We start from the raw sequence: 19,937 nt of genomic DNA, 5'->3' as shown, positions 1-19,937 counted from the left end.
CTGCAATTAGTTGGGAATCAGACGGCCTTTTGGTTGTTTACGCGAATGCCGCAAGAGAAGGCGGTATCGGGATAAATTTGTCTTGTGAAGTGCGGCATGCAGCTGCGGCTGCAATTTGTTCTGCCCGTTCATGTCGAGCAATAAACCTGAGTTGACATGCAGAAATTTCCAGCTCTTCTGCAAAAGAAGTCCGGTATGCACAGTCAATGCGGCGTTGTTCTATATCAACGAGTACGGTATCTAATACCATGTCTTTACACAAAGACATATTAGATGCGGTATGGGCATGTACAAATACAGTCTCTACCGGCAGTTCGACAGTAAAGTACTGATTGGGTGCTTGAAAGGAATGTACCATGCCGGTAAATCCCAGTGTATAGATATGGTTAGGCTTTAGATGCGGCAACTGAAGGGAAGGATGAGCACCGTTCCAATAAGCCATAGAAAAATCTTCCGGCAATAAAGGTGCACGGTTAGCTATCCATTCAGCATCGGCAGTACCTGAATGTCGTGCCCGTTGTGCAAAATAACGAGGCATAAAGCCGAATCCTTCGGGAGCAACATTTTCAGCAGGATCTCGTATCGGATGGTTTGGGTCATAAATCTGGTGAGCCTTTAATATCCGTTTGAATCCATTTTGTTTGAGTTGGGATTTGGGATAATAACCAATACCGACAGGATTTTGCTGATGCCCTTCATGATCGTCTTCAACTGCACCACCGCCAAAGGCAAATTCATAGCGGATAGGTAAGGAGAGAATGGGATCTGGTTCGCTTAGAGACCATCCTGCTATCTCTCTTACCCAGTAGCGCTCGCCAGTAAGAGCCAGACTCTTTTGATAATCGCCAATACTCACCGCTACGGCAAGTTGCCGAGCGGGAGTATCATTAGGTGCATAGGCGATTGCATTGATCACTAAATCAGTTTTAGGTTTATAAAGGCAAAAGTCGCTTTCAAACTGAGTTGAAGTTTGAGATGGTTCACCGTAAAAAGTATCTGCAAATGTAAGAGGCGTCTGCGTTTGGGCAAACTCAAGTACAGTTTTTCCTGTTACGGGATCGATTTCAAACTCATAACTGACTTTAGCAACTACAACATCATATGTTCGATCTAACTGGTCGATGTTTTTAAATTGCTGCGTATGAAAGCAGGTAAAGTTCTCCAATTCGAACATTGATATACCTTTTCTTTTAGTTGATATCGACTTTTTTGCCGTCCATATCTACTACACTAGTGCCAACGATTTTAACTTTTTTACTAACGATAGAGATTTTATTTTTATCTATTACAATCATAGAGTTGCCTACTTGAAGGGTAATTTTGCTCCCTGCAGATAAGGTAATTTTATTGCCGGCATTAAGGCCAATATTTAAGCCTGCATTAAGCCCCATAACCAGGCCAACACTATGCATTTCAGCACCAACAACGTTGGTCATCCAACCACCTCCGACATTTAGCATATAGCCAGCCCCAATGTTGGTCATTTGTCCAATGCCAACGTTGCTCATACCATTTAGGCTGACAGTTTCCTGCTTATTACCACCAATACTACTAACTTCGTTAGATACAATGGTCTTGTTACGATTGGCGCCAACGGTCAACGCTTGATTTTTGCCAATAGAAATGTTTTGATCCAAGCCCACCGTCAAAGCCTGATTTTTTCCGATGCCAATGTTTTCATCGAGGCCAACAGAATGGGTTCGATTTTTAGCGACAGAAACGCTTTGATCTTTACCCACAGAAGTACTTTGGTTTTGGCCGACACTAATGCTTTGGTTTTGGGTAATACTGGAAGTTTCGTTTTGGCCGACTGATTTAGTACGGTTTTGGGTAATTGAGGCAGTTTCGTTTTTTTGAACAGTTTTAGCTCGATCACCTACTACTGTTACAGTTTCGTTATTACCAATTGTAGTGGTTCGGTCGTTGTTGACGTTGCGGGTTTCATTGTTCTTAACAAGTGAGGTCAAGTCTTTCTGTGCCTGGAAGTTGACCATTTCAGACCCAGCAGTATCATTGAACATCAGTTCGTTAAAGTTGGCTAATGGAGAGTTAAAACTTTTACTCTTGATACCAGATTGCTTGGCTGCAGCAGGAAATCCCCATGGTGGCGACATTGCACTGTTATACAGACGGCCTAATACAATAGGTCGATCAGCATCGCCATTAATAAAATCAACCAGTACTTCTTCACCAATGCGTGGTGTATTAATAGAGCCATAGCCAGCACCAGCAGAGCCCTGAGTTACTCGTACCCAGTTGGAACTGTTTTCATCCATTTTTCCATAGCGATCCCAGTGGAACTGGACTTTAATATCGCCATATTCATTGGTGTAGACCTCTTCACCTGCAGGTCCTGTTACCGTAGCTGCTTGTGTTCCTAAAACTTTTGGCTTGGGAGTTTTAAGAGGAGGGCGGTATGGATAAGATTTAGGTAATACGCGGAATGAGATTCTAAATTTGCCAATACGGTCTCCAGACGTATAGCCTGCCTCTTCGAAATCATAATCAGCTTTTAGAATAGTATATTCGGTATTGGAAGATGCATGAGGGTGTTTGCTCAGGATAAACGTATAACCTGGAGCAAGTGTTAGTGCAGTACCTGAGCCAGTAATAATCTTGGTTTGGCTTTTCAAATCTTCACTACGAACCTGACTGTAATTTTGTGCTTCTGCCACATCACTAAAACCTGTGTAGAAGTCATAGTGTTCCATAGATACCGAATTAAAGTCATGAACTGAATCTGAAGACATCATCGGAACTTTGGCATTTTTATAATTGTATTCTTGAGTAACAAATTGACTAGATTTTAAAGCATCTCGTTCTTCCCAAATATCAATATAGGCGATATTTGGCGCCCCCGGTGCAGTATTTCGAGAATGGTAGGGGATATTAGGAGATGAAATAGCTTCTAAAACACCGACATCATCAGTAATAACCAGCTCATGTGAACCGTTACTGTGGGCAAAATAATAGTAGATACCTTCTTGTTCAAATAGGCGGTTTAAGAAATCAAAGCTATTTTCTTGATACTGAACACAAAAGCCTCTTGTTCGATACCCTTTTTGACATTTTATCTGGTATGGGAATCCGAATGGTGCTAAGACTTCATTAGCGATATCTAATACGGACTTATCAACGAAAACTCTGCTGTCCGTATTTTGAGTGAGGTACCACATGAATGGACGAGTGGTACAGGTATAGGCATGATAACCTTCTTCATCCTCATCTTCTCCAATGTAGCCAAAATCGGTAACTAGACCATTTAGATAACGAGGATTACTTGCTTCGGTATCAATTTCCAATGTTACAGACTGACCAATAATATCTTTGCCTTGCAAGTTTGGGTTTTGAGAGACCAATGTAATATTGAACTCAAACAGATTTGAAACGGATTCTGTTCCAAGCATTTTTTTGAATAATAGTTGTGATCCCAAAGGCGTATGAGCAACGATAGTTCTATTCATTTAGGGAAACTCCTTGTCAATCTTAAACCAATATTCCGGGTACAAGTATTTTTATCCTATATTTTAAATAGGGATAAAATATGTGAAAGTAATATTCTAGACAATATTATTTACATCGTTATTGAGACTTTTAAATACACTGAAAATTCCTTAATTTACTTAAATTAAAGGGATTAAAGGCAGTAGAAGTAGTAAATTCAAGTACAAGATTTTTTCCTTTAATATTGTATTCGACAACGGTGGTATTTCCTGTTTGGCGAATAATTTTACCTTTTTCAATAAGGCGGAAGATTGACCAAGGCCCAGTTGAACTAATACCTGCGCTGTTGATTTGGGGAGAGGAGATATCTATTTTAGCTAAAGCATTTTCACTCTTTGATGGCCAAGTAAAGGTTACAGGATTTACAGGACCATGGCTGTATACATAGCTTTTCCCTGCATATGAGATATTTACACTTTCTAAACTAGTATCAAGAATCAAAACTTTAACTGAGAAGTCAAATGTAGGAGTTTCTGAGCCTTTATCAAAATATCCTTGTCGGATGTCTTCTATATCATTTAGTTTTGCAAAACGATCTTTAAAAGCATCATTTTTAGCAGTTAAAGTTTCCAGTTTTTCTGAGCGTGCCAATACAGCAGCTTCACCAGTCAAGTTTGTAAATTTACTGTAGATACCATTGGGACCAAATATACTGGCGAAACTCTCTAATGCAACATTGTCCTCCGACCCTTTATCGAAAGGGTATCCTTGTTGATGTATTTCTTGGCAACTATTAGTTAATGTAGCTATTTGTTTTTCTAAAGTAGACAAAAGCTTTTCATCAACAATTTTGTTAGTGTTTTTCAGAATAATTTCAGAAAAGTTATCTAACATTTGGCGAAAGGGAGGTGGCAGTCTATTTACTTCAGCCTTGTATTTTACGAAAGGATCATCAGGTGGTAAGTCCACTCCTTTTTCTACAGCAACATTAACAGCAACTAAATAAACATATAAATCATTTATAGCTTCTGTGACATTGTTAATAGCAGGAGGTTGATCATTTGTGATTTCAGTTAATGTATGGAAATCTGCAAAAGCATCATCGACTGGAGTTGCTTGTTTTAAAGCAACTAATTCATTTTTCACATTATTCCCCTCTTCACTCTCTAAGAGTTTTGAGAGTCCTGCTCTATTTAACCAATCGGTAATTTTGCTTCCAGCTTTTTCTGTTATTCGTTTGTCAATGGTTAAAGTCGTATTATCACTAATTCCTTTAATAATATTGACTAAAGGTGAGTTCTTTTCAGATAGCAGTTTGGCAATTTGAGTACTCTCTCGTGATGACTTTGGTGTTACTAATGACAAATCAGATAAATAACTATTCCAAACTTTAATGTAATTACTGAAATAGATTCTTTGGGCATCGGAAAGAACAGATGCTTTACTTTGGCCTAAAGAAGCATAGTTACCTAATACCCAGTTGTCTTCATTAAAAAACTGCTCTGCAGATTTAACCATGGCAGGTAAAACTTTAGTAATGTAGGCTTCTTTGGTATAAATAAAGTTAATAGGTTCTTTTAAAGCCCCACCAGTCTTACGTCGGAATAGCAAGTGACTTTGCACACCACCCATACTTGAAAAAGATACAGGTGTAACTCCTTCTTTTCCTGAGAGAGTAACTGTGTTTATAGTATCTTCTAATACCATGGTTGCAATGTCTCTTTGTGCAATTTCCTGTCTACGACGTTCTACTAATTCTTCGTCATAGGGAACACTTGGTGTAATGCTTTGTTTTGAAAGAATCTGATTCAGAGCTTTTTCAACAGATTTTTTTTGTTGGTCACTCATGCCTGATGATTCTGTTTTAGACAAATTGGACATTAACCAGTTTTGCATAAAAGCAGCATCAAAATGTTCTTTGTGGAACATCATAAGATAAGCTTTTAATGCATCATAGCTATTAATATTATTAGAACCATTAGCTGTGCGTAGAAGTTCATCCAACTTATAGCTGATTAATGGCATTACGTTGTCTTGAAGAATTCTATAATAGGCTGACTCCCCAACATCTTTCATTTGGCTACCTTGATAAAGACCCATACGATAGCTGAGCGGAGGGGATAATAAATCTGGAATTTCTTTACTGGTAGTTGTATCTCTAACTTGTTCAGCAAATGTTACAGCCTTAAGTAAATCAGGGCTGTCTGTATATTTTTTTACATCTAAAGCTAAGTCAGTTGCTTTTTGATCAACCTGTTCAAGATATGATTGGTTATTTGAGTAACTATTCAGCATCATTGTTAAACATGCAATTACTACAGTTGCAATAGCTCCAATACCTAGCCAATACAAGATTTGTTTTTTGACGAACCAAGATTTATTCTCGCCAGCTAAATTTGCCTCGCTAAGAATAACGTCAGCAAAGAGTCTATTTAAGAAAAAGCTATGTTCGTTATTCTGAGTAGAGGCCTGGTTTGAATCCAAGTATTTTTTAGATAATTGGAAATCACTTTGCAAACCTTCCAGTATAGGGTTGAGATGTTGTCCTGTTTGTGTCGCACTTGAAAAATAAACACCTCTCCATGCGATAGGTTGCTCAAATTTTGAAGATTTAGACAGCTCTTTAAATAGAGAAAGTACTGCTTGATTAAGGCGCTCAAACTCCTCTGGGAATGCAAAAGCTGCAGCTTTATCTTCAGTAGATTCTAATTGATGAACTGTGCCCAACATAGAGGAGTGTAATTTATCTACAATATCTGCTAAGGCATTAGAAGCAGTAGCGATAGGAGTCTCCATTCCTTCTGTATTAGATAGAGGAATTCCTAAATATTGATTTCTTTGTTCTTCAGTTAGATGGTCAAAGAATTCATTAAAACCATGCAATAAATCCAGTTTGGTTATCATAAGATAAACTGGGAAATGTATACCTAATTTAGTATGCATTTCATGGATTCTTTTACGCAGTTCTACTGAGATTTCTGTTATGTTGGTTTTCCCGCCCAACAAATCATCTACACCTACAGTAACCAATACTCCATTTATTGGCTGTTTAGGTCGGTAACGTTGTAGCAGCGTTACAAACTCTTCCCAGTCACTAGAGTCTTTACTGCTATGATTGTCATGTAAAGATAATCTACCAGCTGTATCGAGAAATACTATTTCATCCGACAGAAACCAATCACAATCTCGTGTACCTGCTAGGCCACTTACAGATGTCCCTAAAGTGCTCTCTAAAGGGAAGTTAAGACCAGAGCGTTTGAGTGCAGTTGTTTTACCAGATCCTGCTGCCCCTAGGACAACATACCATGGCATTTGGTAGAGGTATTGACCTTCTTCTAGTCTAGCCAACAAACTGTTTTTAGATTTAGAAAATTTAGCATTTTTTAATACTTTGTCCATTTCAGCAAACTGGCGGCTCATAGAGCTAACATCATTTGCACTTTTTAAAATAGGCTCTTGGGCTGCTCGAATTTCTTTCAATAAAGCAGCATTTCGTCGAGATTCACGATATTGGCGAAATATGGCTTTAGCCAACCAAATACCAATAATAATAGCACACACTGCAAAACGAATAGTTTTGCTTACTAAAGGGCGAACTTCACCTATGGAGATCAATGGTCCAATAAACCATACTAATATAATCAGGCCGGTAATACCCAACATCACCCATAAAGAGCGAGAACCTAGAAAATAAATAATTTTTTTCATGTCTATTTTTTCCGTATCAATCTAAAATAGATTATTGTGTGCTTACACTACCGTTTGGTTGAGAATTGGGGGTATCGTTTTTTATTTCAACTGTGCTACCTAGTTTGGGTCCAGTTCCTGTAGTAAATAATGTAATTTCAACTCTTCGGTTTTTAGCTCTGTTTTCCAAAGTATCGTTTGGTGCAACAGGATCGGTAGATCCTCGTCCTTCAGAACGGATGCGTGTTCCGCCATTTTTAACGTAATTCAATAAAATTTCTTTTACTGCATCTGCCCGAGCCTGTGATAAATGCCAATTAGATGGAAAATTTAAACTCTGAATTGGCTGATTATCAGTGTATCCCGTAACAATAATTTGTCCTTCTACACTATCTAGGGCCTGACTAACTGCAGCTAAAACAGGATAATATTGGTCTTGGATTTGCGCAGAGCCGGATTCAAATAAGCCATCACCTAAAATAGTAACAGTACTTCTGTCTTGAAAATCTTCTACAGATACTAATTTCCTAGCAATCTCATTTTCCAACAAAGGCCGTAGTCGGACTGTATTTTGTGCATCCTGTTGTTTGGTTATTGCTGAAGGAAGTTTGAGGCTGTTCACTTTTATGCTGGCGGTATTGAATTTATCACCTAATGACCATTGCATTGTAAAATAGCCTATCCCCAATGCAACAGCTCCTAATACGCCAACTACCCATAAAGGAATAGCAAGTCTGCGTTTTCTTTGAATATTATTTGTAATAATCGGGTTATGTTTAAAAAGATTAACAGTTTGGTCAGGTCGCTTACTGTGAATTAAGGCAAGTAAGTCTCTTTTAATTTTATCGATCTCAAGTTCCCCATTGTTTAGAACCTGGTACTTACCTTTGTAACCAAATTGCAGGCATAAATACATAAACTCTAATAAATTAATATTTTTATCAGAATCTTGTTTCAAATTTTGAATGATTTCAAAAAAACGTTCTCCACCCCAAGTTTCATCATAAAAAGATACTAATAAGCTATTCTTTGACCAAGTTTCATCAGCCCAGCCGGCACGGACTGCTAATTCATCTACAAATGTACAAAGACAGTATTTTGCAGCCTGAATAGCATCATATTTAGCTCCATTTTTTTCAGCATTCTCTTCAAAATTATTAATTAAGAGAGAGAATTTATTAATTAGGCTGTCAGTAGATAATTGACTAGTAGTTTGTTGCATAGAGTTAGCCAAGATAAAAACAGGTTTAGCAGCTTCAATTAAAGGGTTATAAACATTTACTGCGTTGTTTGCAGTATTATTCTGGTTATTCATAATGAAATTCCAAATTAAATCAAATTAACTTAAAGACTTAATCGCCCAAAACTCAACATCTAAATTAGGGAAATTACCAGCTAAATGGAAAGCCATACCTGAGGAAGTATCAAACATATCCCATAATTCATGTTTTTTATCTAATTCAAAATAAACATAACCACTATGGTATGGTAATTCTCTTGGTGCCACGGATAACGCATGAACTTTAATTCCAGGTAAATGGTAAGCAACCAATTCCTTAACTTTTTCTACAGTACCTATTTTTACTACACTTGGAATTTTTTGGCGCAAGGCTTCGTTGGGCATATCAGCTTTGATGGCTAAGACAAATGAAGCTTTATCCAGTAAGCTTTGATCAGGAGTTTGAGCAACTCGAGTTGCTTCATCACGCAAATCTAGTGGAATTCTAATTGCTCTTTGTTCAAGAACAATAGACAGTGATTTGCGCAAGTTAAAAAATAATTTACCAAAACATGATGCTAGATCATTGTGTTCATAAATAGGAATATCACCTACCTTACGTGAAGGAAGGAAAGTCATTAAATCAGCACATAATTTTGATAAGTTGACAAATAATTGTTCTGGATGAGTTTGGCGAGCGCCTTCATTTTCATGATGCAAATAAGCCAAGTACCGATTGATAGTTTGAAGCATCATAAAGTCCATTACTTCAACAGAACCTCCGGTATTCGGATCGTTTACGGCGTTAGCTAGACTATTGCTTTTTTGCATTAATAAGCCATATATTTCCGAAATATAAGCTTTTAGGTGGTGTTGCTTTTGGCTTCCTAGGGAAGGAGGAATATATGATTCGTCTAGAATGATTTCAAAGTCTGCTGAACTGGATCGGATAACTGCAATAGGAAGGGCGGTTTGATTGCTAGTTAAATCATTTTCTAAAATCAATGTGGGATTAAGATCTGCTAATGTAATTTGGCGACCGTCTAATTCGGAGTTAGTTGTATCTGCAAGGGTTTTCTCAAATGCTTTATATCGGTAAGAGTTAGCAGAAGAGTTTTGATTTAGAAAGTCAATCTCATTATTGACAGACGATGGCAGAGTAATAGCTAAGCAAACTTTGGTATCTTTTATGTTTGCAGGTACTTTTAAGCTTAAATTTTCAAGTTGTTTTTGGGAAAACACAAATATAGAGCCATCAGGAAAAATACCTTCTGCTTCACGAATACCGAGCACACCACGTTTGAGGCCGTCTGAATTCAGTACTAAAGATGAAAATCCCCAAAAATAACCTTCTTTAGAAACAGCAAGTTGACGTAATCCTGACTCAAGATAACGTTCAAATTGCTGGAAATGCTGAGGAGTAATAAAGATTCCTTCTGACCAAACTACTTTTGCTTCAATTGCCATGTATTCAACCTCAAATTATTTATATATAAGCATTTATTCCTCACGCAAAATACCTTTGCTAAGGTCACTATTGTTCTTGCGAGTTTCCCCATTTTCTTTGATGAGCTGATTATCAGGATGGCGCTCTTTATATTCTTTCAGCATTTCTTGCATCTCTGATTTCGATAATTGATACAATTCATTTTTCCCAATATTCACGTAGAAATAGTGTTTACCAAACTGATACCATCGTTGTTTTTGTTTTAATAAAATCAATCTCCATTGACTATTGTCCAAATCACGATAACTGGCAACAACACCTAAATATTTCAGGTGGGAATCCATTTTGATAGGTAATACAGTAACTGTATCAGGGTGTAACATGAATTGGTTTTGTTGAATTAATTTATCACCTAAAGTTTCTTTAGCATTATTAGTAAGATCAAAATAGTTTGCTTTTTTAAATTCACCATCAGATGACAGTTGATACAAATCCAATCTGATAGGGGAGGGTTGATCAACTAAATTTGGATTGACATCGGGAGAAACTATAATTTGGACATCAATTTTTTCTCCACTTTCGTCAGATTCTTTTGGCGGTTTATGGTTGGACGCACATGCGCTTACCATCAAAGATATCATTGCAAATGATATATATTTTATCAGTTTTCCATGCATTTTGGTTACCTAGATACATCAATAGTGATTGTATTTAATGATAGAAATTTTAAATTAATCGACAGCCTAGACTTTAGGAGCTAGTTGGTCTATGACTGTCGATCGAATACTAAGATTTCTTATTTTACTTAGAATTATAAAGTATTTTTCTTTCTAAGTTTATATTTATATTGGTAATTGAAGTCATGATTACTCGCGTCAATATTTATGCTCAAAACTTGTTTTCCCTGTGTTGCACAAGTAAGTAGTTCTTGGCTGATTTGTGGTAGAACCGTATTGGTAAGAATCGCATCGATCATGCGGCCACCTGATTCAACTTCTGTACAACGTGAAGTGATTAGTTTTAACACTTCAGGGGTATAGTGTAGGTCGATGCCATGATTATCTTTAATGCGTTTTACGATACGATTTAATTGCAATTCAACAATTTTTGAAAGCATATTATCGGATAGCGGATAGTAAGGAATAATTTGCATCCGGCCTAATAAAGCAGCTGGGAAAGTTTTCAGCAGGGGAGTACGCAGGGCTTTAGTTAGGCCTTCTGGGGTAGGTAACATTTCGGGGTCATCACACATATCCATAATTAAATCTGTACCAACGTTGGTGGTAAGAATGATAATGGTATTTTTAAAGTCGATATAGCGACCCTCACCATCTTCCATCCAGCCTTTGTCGAATACTTGGAAAAAGATTTCATGCACATCTGGATGTGCTTTTTCTACTTCATCGAGCAAGACAACACTGTAAGGTTTGCGACGTACAGCTTCAGTCAATACGCCACCTTCACCATAGCCAACATAACCTGGAGGAGCTCCTTTCAAAGTGGATACAGTATGAGCTTCTTGATATTCACTCATGTTGATGGTAATTACATTTTGTTCACCACCATATAATGTATCGGCTAGAGCTAGAGCAGTTTCTGTTTTACCTACACCGGAAGGACCTGCAAGCATGAAAACACCAATAGGCTTGTTGGGATTGTCTAGATTTGCGCGTGAAGTTTGAATACGGCGGGCAATCGCATCCAAACCGTGGCGTTGGCCGATGATGCGTTTATTTAAGGTGTCAGCAAGTTGTAATACAGCCTCTACTTCGTCTTTCACCATTTTTCCGACAGGGATTCCTGTCCAGTCTGCTACAACGTCAGCAACTGTCCGACTGTCTACTAACGGCATAACTAGAGGTTGGACATCTTGCAGTTTTTTCAATTTAGTAACCAGCTCTTTTTGGCGGGCGCGCAACTGTTTGTTTTCTTCATCGGTTGTTTTTTGTTCAACCTGCATGATTTGTTCACGTACAGCTAATAGCTCTGCAACCAAGTCTGCTTCAGATTTCCATCTGTCTTCTAATTTTTTCAGACGGCTTTCAACCTCAGTTAATTCTTTACCAATATTTGTGATCCGAGCTTCAGAGTCGAAACTGAGTTTCTTCTCACGTTCTAAATTTGCTTGCTCAAGTTTTAATGCTTCTAACTTCTTGCGTAGATATTCAATACTGCCAGGCACAGCATGTTGGCTGACTGCAACACGTGCGCAGGCAGTATCAATCAAGCCGACAGCTTTATCAGGGAGCTGACGTGCTGGAATATAGCGGTGGGAAAGTTTTACAGCAGCCTGGATTGCTTCATCAAGAATGATCACATTATGGTGTTTTTCTAGAGAAGCATTCAATGCTCTAAGCATGTTGATGGCTTTTTCTTCATCGGGTTCATCTACTTGTACAACTTGGAAGCGCCGAGTTAGGGCAGGATCTTTTTCAAAATATTTTTTGTATTCTGCCCATGTGGTTGCACCAATAGTACGAAGTTTGCCACGAGCTAATGCAGGTTTGAGTAAGTTGGCAGCATCACCAGTACCGGCAGCGCCACCAGCACCAATTAAAGTATGGATTTCGTCGATGAATAGCACGATTGGGGTTGGACTGGATTCTACTTCGTCCATAACTGCTCGGAGGCGTGATTCAAATTCTCCGCTAACACTGGCACCAGCTTTGAGTAAGCCGATATCCAATAGAATTAATTGAACGTCTTTCAATCCAGGAGGGACATCCCCGGCAGCTAAACGTAATGCCAAAGCTTCAACCACAGCAGTCTTACCAACACCGGCTTCACCTGTAAGAATTGGGTTGTTTTGACGGCGACGCATTAGGATGTCAATCATTTGTCTGATTTCAGTGTCTCGGCCTGTGATTGGATCTATTTCGCCATTTTTAGCCTTTTCGGTAAGGTTGCTGCCGTATTTAGCTAAGGCACTTTCTTTGTGAGTAGCATTAGGCTCAGAAGATAAGGCATTCTGGGTAACATCAAGATTTTCTTCAGAGTTAGCAGTAATAGCAATAATATTGTTTGCCAATGTTTCCGGTTTGATTTTCAGGAATTCAGATGAAATATTGGCCAAAATACCCTGCAAAGTCTTATTTTGCAGCATGGTATAGAAAATATGAGCTGTACGGATTTTGTCTGTACCAAATTTTAGTGAACTGTATGTCCAAGTTTGTTCGACAAGGGTTTGGATATGTTCGGAGAAGTCAATAACGGCAGTAGCACCAACAGGCAGTTTTTCTACTGCAGCCAATACATCTTTTCGTACTTTGGCTTCATCTAAGTTAAACTGATTTATCAGGTAGAAGATATCTGTTTTTTCAGTTTGAAGTAGAGAGTGTAGCCAGTGTACTAATTCAACATAGCTGTTTTCTCGAAGACGACAGAAGGTATAGGCATTTTCCAAAGTTTTATATAAGGTAGTATTTAATTTACCAAATAATACACTGCGGCTGATGTTTGACATAAGACGTCCTTAATTAAATTATTTCAAATATGTCCAAAATAGTTTTCTAAAGCTTTTATCGACGATGGCCGTCTAAAAAAAGCCGATTAATGATTGCTGACAATCAAGTCTTCTGCATTTCGGGAAACATTCCCCAGCCAAGTTGATAAGCCGAGTCGAGTGTTTCCTCCTAAATCCATCAGTGGAACTTCTTTTTGCATCAGAATAGGTTGGATATCCCATTCATATTCTTCTGCGGCAAATAAACGAACCCATTCTTGTAAACGGGCTGTATTAATACCGTCTTTAAAGAATGATTGGTAGGCTGACAGCGTAAGTGGGCCAATAATAATTCGAAATTTACTTTGCACATCATAGAGTTTGTCACCTAGTAGTAAACCGTCACCAAGTGTGTAGTTGCCCATAATCCCAATTTGCGTTTTCTCTTCTTCAACTTCGACCCAGTACCCTACGTTAGTTTGAATGTTAACGGGAACTTGGAAATAGCGAGTGAGCAGTTGTTGCAGGTTGACTGCAGATCGGCTTTGTTTTATCAATAGACCGGAAAAATAGCGTTTAGCAAATTCGTGGATTAAACCTTTGTGATATGTGGTCGGAATATTAAGGCCATTAAAACTGGCAATGTATTTTCCGAAGCGGTCTTCAGCATTTTTATCTAAAGATGTAATGCTTTGGGCATTTGCCCACGCTCGATAGAATAAGATAGCCAGGCGGTGTTGCAACATATTTGCAAAACCGGTCCATGCCCGGTCACCGTGTTGATGTTGGCGTTCATAAGCATACTCGGTTAAATGTAGAGGTAGTGGGCCAGATGGGCCAAACAGACCAAATCCATTAATGGAAATTTCTACATAATGTGGTGATAAGGTTACCGATTGGAGATTGCGTGGGGCAAAAGTAAGCGAAGGATTTTGGCGGATCCTTATTTTCTCCATTTTTGGGCTAATAGCTTTGCCTAATATTTGCCCACTAGTAATAAATTTAACGGACTCAAGCTGGCGCAAGAGTGAAAAATAATCATACTTATACGGTTGAGAGGAAACTTTATTTAAAAAGACTGTAAGTTTTTCATCCCAAGCATTGTCTAATGAGTCACCAAAATCTGTTTTAGGGTTAACTGGACTCATATAATCATTCTCTCCCCAATTTCAGACGGCCAAGTAGCAATATGACCTTGCTGGAGCGTATCAATTCGCAGTTGTACAAATGAGTTAATAGACACCAAGCGTCGGAAATAATGGTTTAAAACTGATCCAAATAGGAAAGGATGAACGCCGCCTAATTGAGCTTCATCCAGTGTAACGGTAATGTTGATTCCTCTGATAGGGGCTGCAACTCCATAATGACGGACTACTTTGTTAATAATTGAGGTTTCAACTCGTGTAATTGATTCAATCTGTTTTTTCAGTAAATCGCTTTCAGAAGAAACAAATACTGTTAAAAGCTCTTTCAAAGCAACAGGTGCATCTTCTTTATCAGTATTCAAAAGAGATAGGTAATTTAAGCTCAATTGATTTAAAAATGACCAAAGTGTCCTATCTTCACTTACTGCTTCTTGAGGCCTTGTTAATTTAGAAATCAGTTTAATCGATTTGACTGGCAAAAATCCCTCAATAAGAAAGTCAGATTCTCCGTCTCGAGGCATGATTAGAGGCAAATCTCTGCTTGTACACCAAGCATCGACAGAAAGGTGTTGTATGTTTGAATTAAAGGCGTAATTCTGATTATTAGCAAGAGATAAAAATACCTCACTACCTAAATAGGAAGAGCGAAAACCATTTTTAGCTGAGTTTTCGGATGGTACTCTATCAGCACGACGAGCAGAAAAATAAGCATGTTGAGTTTGGGCCTCAGGAAAGAGGCCTATATCCGGTGCTTTGTACATCGGTGAAAATACTACGGTTTGAAGGTTGTTAGTATCAAAGCCTTTTACTTGCTCGATAGCGTAGACTTCATAATTCAGGGGCTGAGTACGGTCGATAACGACATGGTGCTCCTGATCTTGAATATTTACCGGGAAGCGTGAGCTTTTTTTTCTGAATAAGTTAACGACTGGTACGGCATTTACAGAAAAATCATCCACACTGATCAGCTCAGTTAATTCAGGTATTTTATTACTGAATAAAAATGAAAGACTAAAATAGCGTTTACGATAAGTAATAATTTTTTTATTGACTCCCTTATCGTTTACGATTTCCTCTAAATGTTCAGGTACTTTAGGTAAATGTCCTTTTTTCTCGGCTTGTTGGACGGCTTGTTTAATATTTTTTTGAGAAACAAATAGAAACTTTTCTGGTAGGCGTGAATACTCCTGCATAATTCGGAATGCACTCACCGATTTATCTAGATTAAATGATAAGGCTTCATCTTCTCGAAAACCACGATGTTCTGGTGTAGTAGGCAATGGGTAAAACCATTGTTTTGGATTTTCGTAACTGTGGCAAACAACACCCAAGCATTCAGAAGCCAATAGAAACAGCAATGAAGAGGATTTGGAAAGTTCTGTACCTAAAAATATAGATAATTCATCTGGCAACATCTCTGAACATGCGCCTGGTACGCTCAATGAAAAATCCAAACGTAAGGCAGATTGTACTTTCTTACCAGGGGATTTTTTGAGCGCAGGGAGTGTGTTTGGCAAATAACCTATTGAGTCAGTGTATTTGGCTTTTTCAATACGAAGTGGCAAAATTTCAGTAGTTTTAGTTACAGAAAATGGACAACTGACTTTAAATTCGTCAATGGGCAGAGACCTTAATATTTTGCCTCGTTCTAGTAGATTGATCACATCAGCGTTATATTGACTGGTAGGTTCTAAATTGACGATAGCTGCAGCCGGTTTTTGATTGATGAAGTCAGGATAAACAACTTCTAAGATTCTTTGGACAAAACGAGGATACTCCGCATCCAGTTTAAGTTGGGTGCGTGCGGTAAGAAAGCTTACCCCTTCCAAGAGTCTTTCAACATAGGGGTCAGGAATATCAGTTGTATCTAAGGCTAATCTTGAGGCTATCTTAGGATATTGGGCTGCAAACTCTTTACCCATTTCCTTTAGAAAAGTTAGCTCTTTGTTGTAGTAAGACAGTAATTTATTATTCAAGCCCCATTTCCCCCATCTAATAAGTCAAACAATCCTGTTTCAACATCCATACTGGTTCGTAGCAAGAATTCTTTAGGATAAGGATTGAGTTTCAGGTAACCTTTAATTTCAATAATAAGTTTATTGTGTAAAGCATCGCCATCATCGTCTGAGGTATTTACGATCACTTGCAAAGTCTTATTTTCAAGACGCGGTTCAAAATCGAGGATAGCTTGTTTGATGTTCTGTTCCACATCTTGCCATTCAATATCGGAAAAATTAACACCAGAAAGGGGAGGGATACCGTAATTTAATGTAGAAGAACGTACATTTTCAGTCAGGCCAATCCCCATAGTTTCTGCTTGCATGTTGCATGTATTCAGTAAATAAAGAATATCACGCAGTACGGCTTGCCGATATTGATCAAGATTAATGACCCGATCGGAGCGTGCCTCTTTTTTTCTGCGTGGCTCTTCATCTGTTAGTCTGTCAAATAAAGAGGGTAACAGTTGATTTTTGAATTGCGACATGTTTAATTGTTGAGTTTGAAAGATAGATAGATTTTAATTATTTTGTTCAAATCTAATATTACGAATATCTAAAAGGCCAAAATTATGGTTGTCGGTATACAAAGTTTTTTGACCAATCCCTGTAAAGAGTTGCTCTGCTATTTCTATCCAGTCAGTTTGTGAACACTTCATTAGCAGATCTGACCATGCTGTTTCTTCCCCAGGCATAACAGCATAACGAGCGGGGCTGATACATTGAATACATTCACCATTTGTAAATTTGATTTCAGACGGCCTCCAAATGATGTCCAGTAAGGAACTTGGAGTCTTGAAAGAAATATTTTCAATAGAATCCCATGTTTGCCAGTAGTAGTGACCTTGATAGAAATATTCATAAACGAAGGCAGTACGTACGTCTCCATCAATAATCCAGTCACTATCAATCTCGGAAACTGATTTATCTGCTAAAAGGTAAGTAATATGTACGGGGGAGCCTTCTATATTCTCAGATAGCACAGTATAATCATCGACAAGGGATTTGTTTTGCTGTTCTGAAACATGGGCAACTAAAGAGAGTTGCTTTTGAAGAATATCAAGTTTGCTTGCGTGTAGTTCTAGTGTTTTTGGTTTTTGTTGGGCTTCCAAAACTGCCTGACGCCGCATTTCAGCAGAAATATTTTCAATAAGATAAAGCATTAAAGGTTTTTGGGCATGAGGAAACAGTTTTTGATATTGTCCAATCTGTTTTAAAGCCTGTCCCCATTTTGCGCACAGACACTGATATTGAATCAGCGCTAAACGATGTTCTTGATTGTCAGGATTTGAACGCACAAGCTCAATCATGTCCGATAATTTAGTTTTCAAATCCATTTCAATAATTCCTTATTTATTTAAAAGAATAGCAACTACAGCTAGAACTAATTTTTCAGTAAATAATGCCGTCTAAAAAGTAAAGTCATTATGTATGAAGCCTGACTTAAAAATGCCTTTTAAGTCAGGCTTCTTTAATGAAATCTACATATCAATTATGCAGATTTATTTTCTTTGATATTGAAGGCCATTTGAACTTCAGCACCTTTAGAACCTTTATCGGTTTGTTCCCAATATTGGTTTTTCACTTTTGCAGCTTGGAATGAATAACGCATTTTCAGCGCATCATTGTCTTGTACACCAATGAATTTCACACCGGTTACCAAGACATCTTCCAATGTGGTGCGTGAGTATTCAATTTGCTCACCACCAGCTTTGCAAACAGAAATTTCTACTTTGCTCAAGTGTTGGCCGGTAGCGCAGTTTTTCAGAATGGTTGGAGCTGCTTTATCGATAGCGGCAACTACGGTCAAGTCATTGAAATTGACTTTACCGGCACCACCGCCACCGCCGCTAGTCATTGAACCAGGTTGCTCTGCACCCCAGTCAAAACTTTCGATGTTAGTCCAGTCTTTGTGGTTAGAATCTTTTGATTCGCCATTTACACCTTCGACTTTCATGAACATATCAATAGCCATTTTTTACTCTCCTAGTTAAAAAATACAAGCGATTTAACAACAGGGCACTAAATATACCCAACTAAATAAACTAAGCCTGACTATTCTTGTTTAGTCGAAGGCAATTTGGAAACTAAGCGTAGAGAAACGGTAAGTCCCTCAAGTTGATAATGAGGACGCAGGAAGAACTTAGAAGTGTAGTATCCTGGATTATCTTCTACTTCTTCTACAACTACCTCTGCAGCAGCCAATGGCTTACGGGCTTTTGTTTCTTGGGTGGAGTTAGCGGGGTCTCCATCTACATAATTCATAATCCATTCGTTCAACCAACGTTCCATGTCATCACGTTCACGGAATGAGCCAACTTTGTCGCGAACAATACATTTTAAGTAGTGTGCGAAACGGCAACATGCGAATAAGTAAGGCAAGCGAGCAGACAAACGTGCATTGGCAGTAGCATCTGGATCATAATATTCAGATGGTTTATGCAAAGATTGTGCACCGATAAATGCAGCTAAATCTGTGTTCTTACGATGAATTAATGGCATAAAGCCCAATGCAGCCAGCTCTGCCTCACGGCGGTCGCTAATGGCAATTTCTGTTGGGCATTTCATGTCTACACCGCCATCATCGGTTGGGAATGTGTGGCAGGGAAGATTTTCAACGATACCGCCTGATTCTACGCCACGAATGGCAGTGCACCAGCCATAGTATTTAAATGAACGGTTAATATTTACTGCCATTGCATAAGCTGCATTGGCCCAAGTATATTTGTTATGATCCGCACCCTCTGTCTCTTCCTCGAAGTCAAATTCATCTACGGGGTTTGTCGTGGCACCATAAGGCAGACGAGACAGGAAACGAGGCAAAGCTAAGCCGATATAACGAGAGTCTTCGGATTCACGCAGGCTTCGCCATGGAGCGTATTCCGCATTTTGGAAGATTTTGCTCAGGTCGCGCGGATTAGCTAATTCTTGCCAAGATTCCATTTGCATTAGCTTGGGAGATGCACCTGCAATAAATGGGCAGTGCGCAGCCGCGGCAATCTTTTCAAGGCTATTGAGCATTTCTACATCAGGGGCAGAATGATCAAAATAATAGTCACCAACTAAGCAACCAAAAGGTTCGCCACCGAATTGGCCGTACTCTTCCTCATATATGCGTTTAAAGAGTGGGCTTTGATCCCAGGCTGTACCTTTAAAGCGTTTTAAGTTACGAGCAACTTCTTTTTTGGAAATAGGCAATACTTTGATTTTTAACAAAGTATCTGTTTCAGTGTTTGTTACTAAATGATGTAGGCCGCGCCATTCACCTTCAAGTTTTTGAAAATCCTCATGATGCAAGATCAAGTTGATTTGTTCAGAAAGCTTTCTATCAAGTTCGGCAATAATTGCTTCAATAGTTTGATAGGTATCATCTGAAATGGTCACGGCATTTTGTAGGGCTTGCTGAGCCAATGTTGCGACTGCATTAGTTACAGCGCTTTTAGCTTCTTCCGTTTTAGGTTTGAATTCTTTTTGAAGCAGCTGTTCAAATTCATTGGTTGCAAACACATGTTGCGAACTTCCATTTCCTAGGGTATCTAATTGTTTTTCAGCCATG

13 protein-coding genes are annotated in these 19,937 nt (G+C 38.5%); all 13 read right to left on the bottom strand.

Annotated features, from left to right (window positions below; genetic code table 11):
- Window positions 1–37: 37 nt before the first annotated feature.
- On the bottom strand, window positions 38–1,174 hold the full coding sequence (locus FAH66_RS06000) for a DUF2169 family type VI secretion system accessory protein (RefSeq protein ID WP_137041025.1): 1,137 nt from the start codon (window positions 1,172–1,174) through the stop codon (window positions 38–40).
- 16 nt (window positions 1,175–1,190) lie between these two features.
- Window positions 1,191–3,464 (bottom strand): type VI secretion system Vgr family protein, encoded by a 2,274-nt coding sequence (locus FAH66_RS05995; RefSeq protein ID WP_137041024.1) that lies wholly within the window; start codon window positions 3,462–3,464, stop codon window positions 1,191–1,193.
- Window positions 3,465–3,594: 130 nt separating this feature from the next.
- Window positions 3,595–7,152: a type VI secretion system membrane subunit TssM gene (gene tssM, locus FAH66_RS05990; RefSeq protein WP_137041023.1), complete on the bottom strand. Its 3,558-nt coding sequence runs from the start codon at window positions 7,150–7,152 to the stop codon at window positions 3,595–3,597.
- A 31-nt stretch (window positions 7,153–7,183) separates the two neighbouring features.
- Window positions 7,184–8,446, bottom strand: a complete 1,263-nt coding sequence (gene tssL / locus FAH66_RS05985; protein ID WP_137041022.1) for a type VI secretion system protein TssL, long form — start codon at window positions 8,444–8,446, stop codon at window positions 7,184–7,186.
- 24 nt (window positions 8,447–8,470) lie between these two features.
- A complete protein-coding gene (gene tssK / locus FAH66_RS05980; protein WP_137041021.1) occupies window positions 8,471–9,817 on the bottom strand; it encodes a type VI secretion system baseplate subunit TssK in 1,347 nt (448 codons plus the stop codon).
- Window positions 9,818–9,850: 33 nt separating this feature from the next.
- A complete protein-coding gene (tssJ, locus tag FAH66_RS05975; protein ID WP_137041020.1) occupies window positions 9,851–10,474 on the bottom strand; it encodes a type VI secretion system lipoprotein TssJ in 624 nt (207 codons plus the stop codon).
- 134 nt (window positions 10,475–10,608) lie between these two features.
- Complete coding sequence (gene tssH, locus FAH66_RS05970) at window positions 10,609–13,260, bottom strand: type VI secretion system ATPase TssH (RefSeq protein ID WP_137041019.1); 2,652 nt, start codon at window positions 13,258–13,260, stop codon at window positions 10,609–10,611.
- Between the two features lie 86 nt (window positions 13,261–13,346).
- Window positions 13,347–14,387 carry a type VI secretion system baseplate subunit TssG gene (gene tssG / locus FAH66_RS05965; protein WP_137041018.1) on the bottom strand — a complete coding sequence of 347 codons (1,041 nt, stop codon included), beginning with the start codon at window positions 14,385–14,387 and terminating at the stop codon, window positions 13,347–13,349.
- Complete coding sequence (locus FAH66_RS05960; protein WP_137041017.1) at window positions 14,384–16,360, bottom strand: type VI secretion system baseplate subunit TssF; 1,977 nt, start codon at window positions 16,358–16,360, stop codon at window positions 14,384–14,386. Before FAH66_RS05960 ends, tssG begins: the two co-directional genes overlap by 4 nt.
- Window positions 16,357–16,869 carry a type VI secretion system baseplate subunit TssE gene (gene tssE, locus FAH66_RS05955; RefSeq protein ID WP_137041016.1) on the bottom strand — a complete coding sequence of 171 codons (513 nt, stop codon included), beginning with the start codon at window positions 16,867–16,869 and terminating at the stop codon, window positions 16,357–16,359. The genes FAH66_RS05960 and tssE overlap by 4 nt, the downstream gene beginning before the upstream one ends.
- Window positions 16,870–16,902: 33 nt before the next feature.
- The gene (locus FAH66_RS05950; protein ID WP_137041015.1) at window positions 16,903–17,718 is read right to left on the bottom strand and encodes a type VI secretion system accessory protein TagJ; all 816 of its coding nucleotides are present in this window, start codon (window positions 17,716–17,718) and stop codon (window positions 16,903–16,905) included.
- Window positions 17,719–17,873: 155 nt separating this feature from the next.
- Window positions 17,874–18,356 carry an Hcp family type VI secretion system effector gene (locus FAH66_RS05945; RefSeq protein ID WP_003761730.1) on the bottom strand — a complete coding sequence of 161 codons (483 nt, stop codon included), beginning with the start codon at window positions 18,354–18,356 and terminating at the stop codon, window positions 17,874–17,876.
- An 80-nt stretch (window positions 18,357–18,436) separates the two neighbouring features.
- The gene (gene tssC, locus FAH66_RS05940) at window positions 18,437–19,936 is read right to left on the bottom strand and encodes a type VI secretion system contractile sheath large subunit (protein WP_137041014.1); all 1,500 of its coding nucleotides are present in this window, start codon (window positions 19,934–19,936) and stop codon (window positions 18,437–18,439) included.
- Between the last annotated feature and the right edge of the window lies 1 nt (window position 19,937).

Source organism: Neisseria subflava (genome assembly GCF_005221305.1).
Lineage (GTDB): Bacteria > Pseudomonadota > Gammaproteobacteria > Burkholderiales > Neisseriaceae > Neisseria > Neisseria subflava.
The sequence above is the reverse complement of the archived record's forward strand: the minus strand, read 5'-3'. Positions and strand labels throughout refer to the sequence as shown.

What these genes read in the sequence shown, in the direction of transcription:
- tssK (WP_137041021.1), bottom strand. Translation starts at nt 9,817, where the DNA reads ATGGCAATTGAAGCAAAAGTAGTTTGGTCAGAAGGAATCTTTATTACT.
- tssC (WP_137041014.1), bottom strand. Translation starts at nt 19,936, where the DNA reads ATGGCTGAAAAACAATTAGATACCCTAGGAAATGGAAGTTCGCAACAT.
- FAH66_RS06000 (WP_137041025.1), bottom strand. Translation starts at nt 1,174, where the DNA reads ATGTTCGAATTGGAGAACTTTACCTGCTTTCATACGCAGCAATTTAAA.
- tssG (WP_137041018.1), bottom strand. Translation starts at nt 14,387, where the DNA reads ATGAGTCCAGTTAACCCTAAAACAGATTTTGGTGACTCATTAGACAAT.
- tssJ (WP_137041020.1), bottom strand. Translation starts at nt 10,474, where the DNA reads ATGCATGGAAAACTGATAAAATATATATCATTTGCAATGATATCTTTG.
- FAH66_RS05995 (WP_137041024.1), bottom strand. Translation starts at nt 3,464, where the DNA reads ATGAATAGAACTATCGTTGCTCATACGCCTTTGGGATCACAACTATTA.
- tssM (WP_137041023.1), bottom strand. Translation starts at nt 7,152, where the DNA reads ATGAAAAAAATTATTTATTTTCTAGGTTCTCGCTCTTTATGGGTGATG.
- tssH (WP_137041019.1), bottom strand. Translation starts at nt 13,260, where the DNA reads ATGTCAAACATCAGCCGCAGTGTATTATTTGGTAAATTAAATACTACC.
- tssL (WP_137041022.1), bottom strand. Translation starts at nt 8,446, where the DNA reads ATGAATAACCAGAATAATACTGCAAACAACGCAGTAAATGTTTATAAC.
- FAH66_RS05945 (WP_003761730.1), bottom strand. Translation starts at nt 18,356, where the DNA reads ATGGCTATTGATATGTTCATGAAAGTCGAAGGTGTAAATGGCGAATCA.
- FAH66_RS05950 (WP_137041015.1), bottom strand. Translation starts at nt 17,718, where the DNA reads ATGGATTTGAAAACTAAATTATCGGACATGATTGAGCTTGTGCGTTCA.
- tssE (WP_137041016.1), bottom strand. Translation starts at nt 16,869, where the DNA reads ATGTCGCAATTCAAAAATCAACTGTTACCCTCTTTATTTGACAGACTA.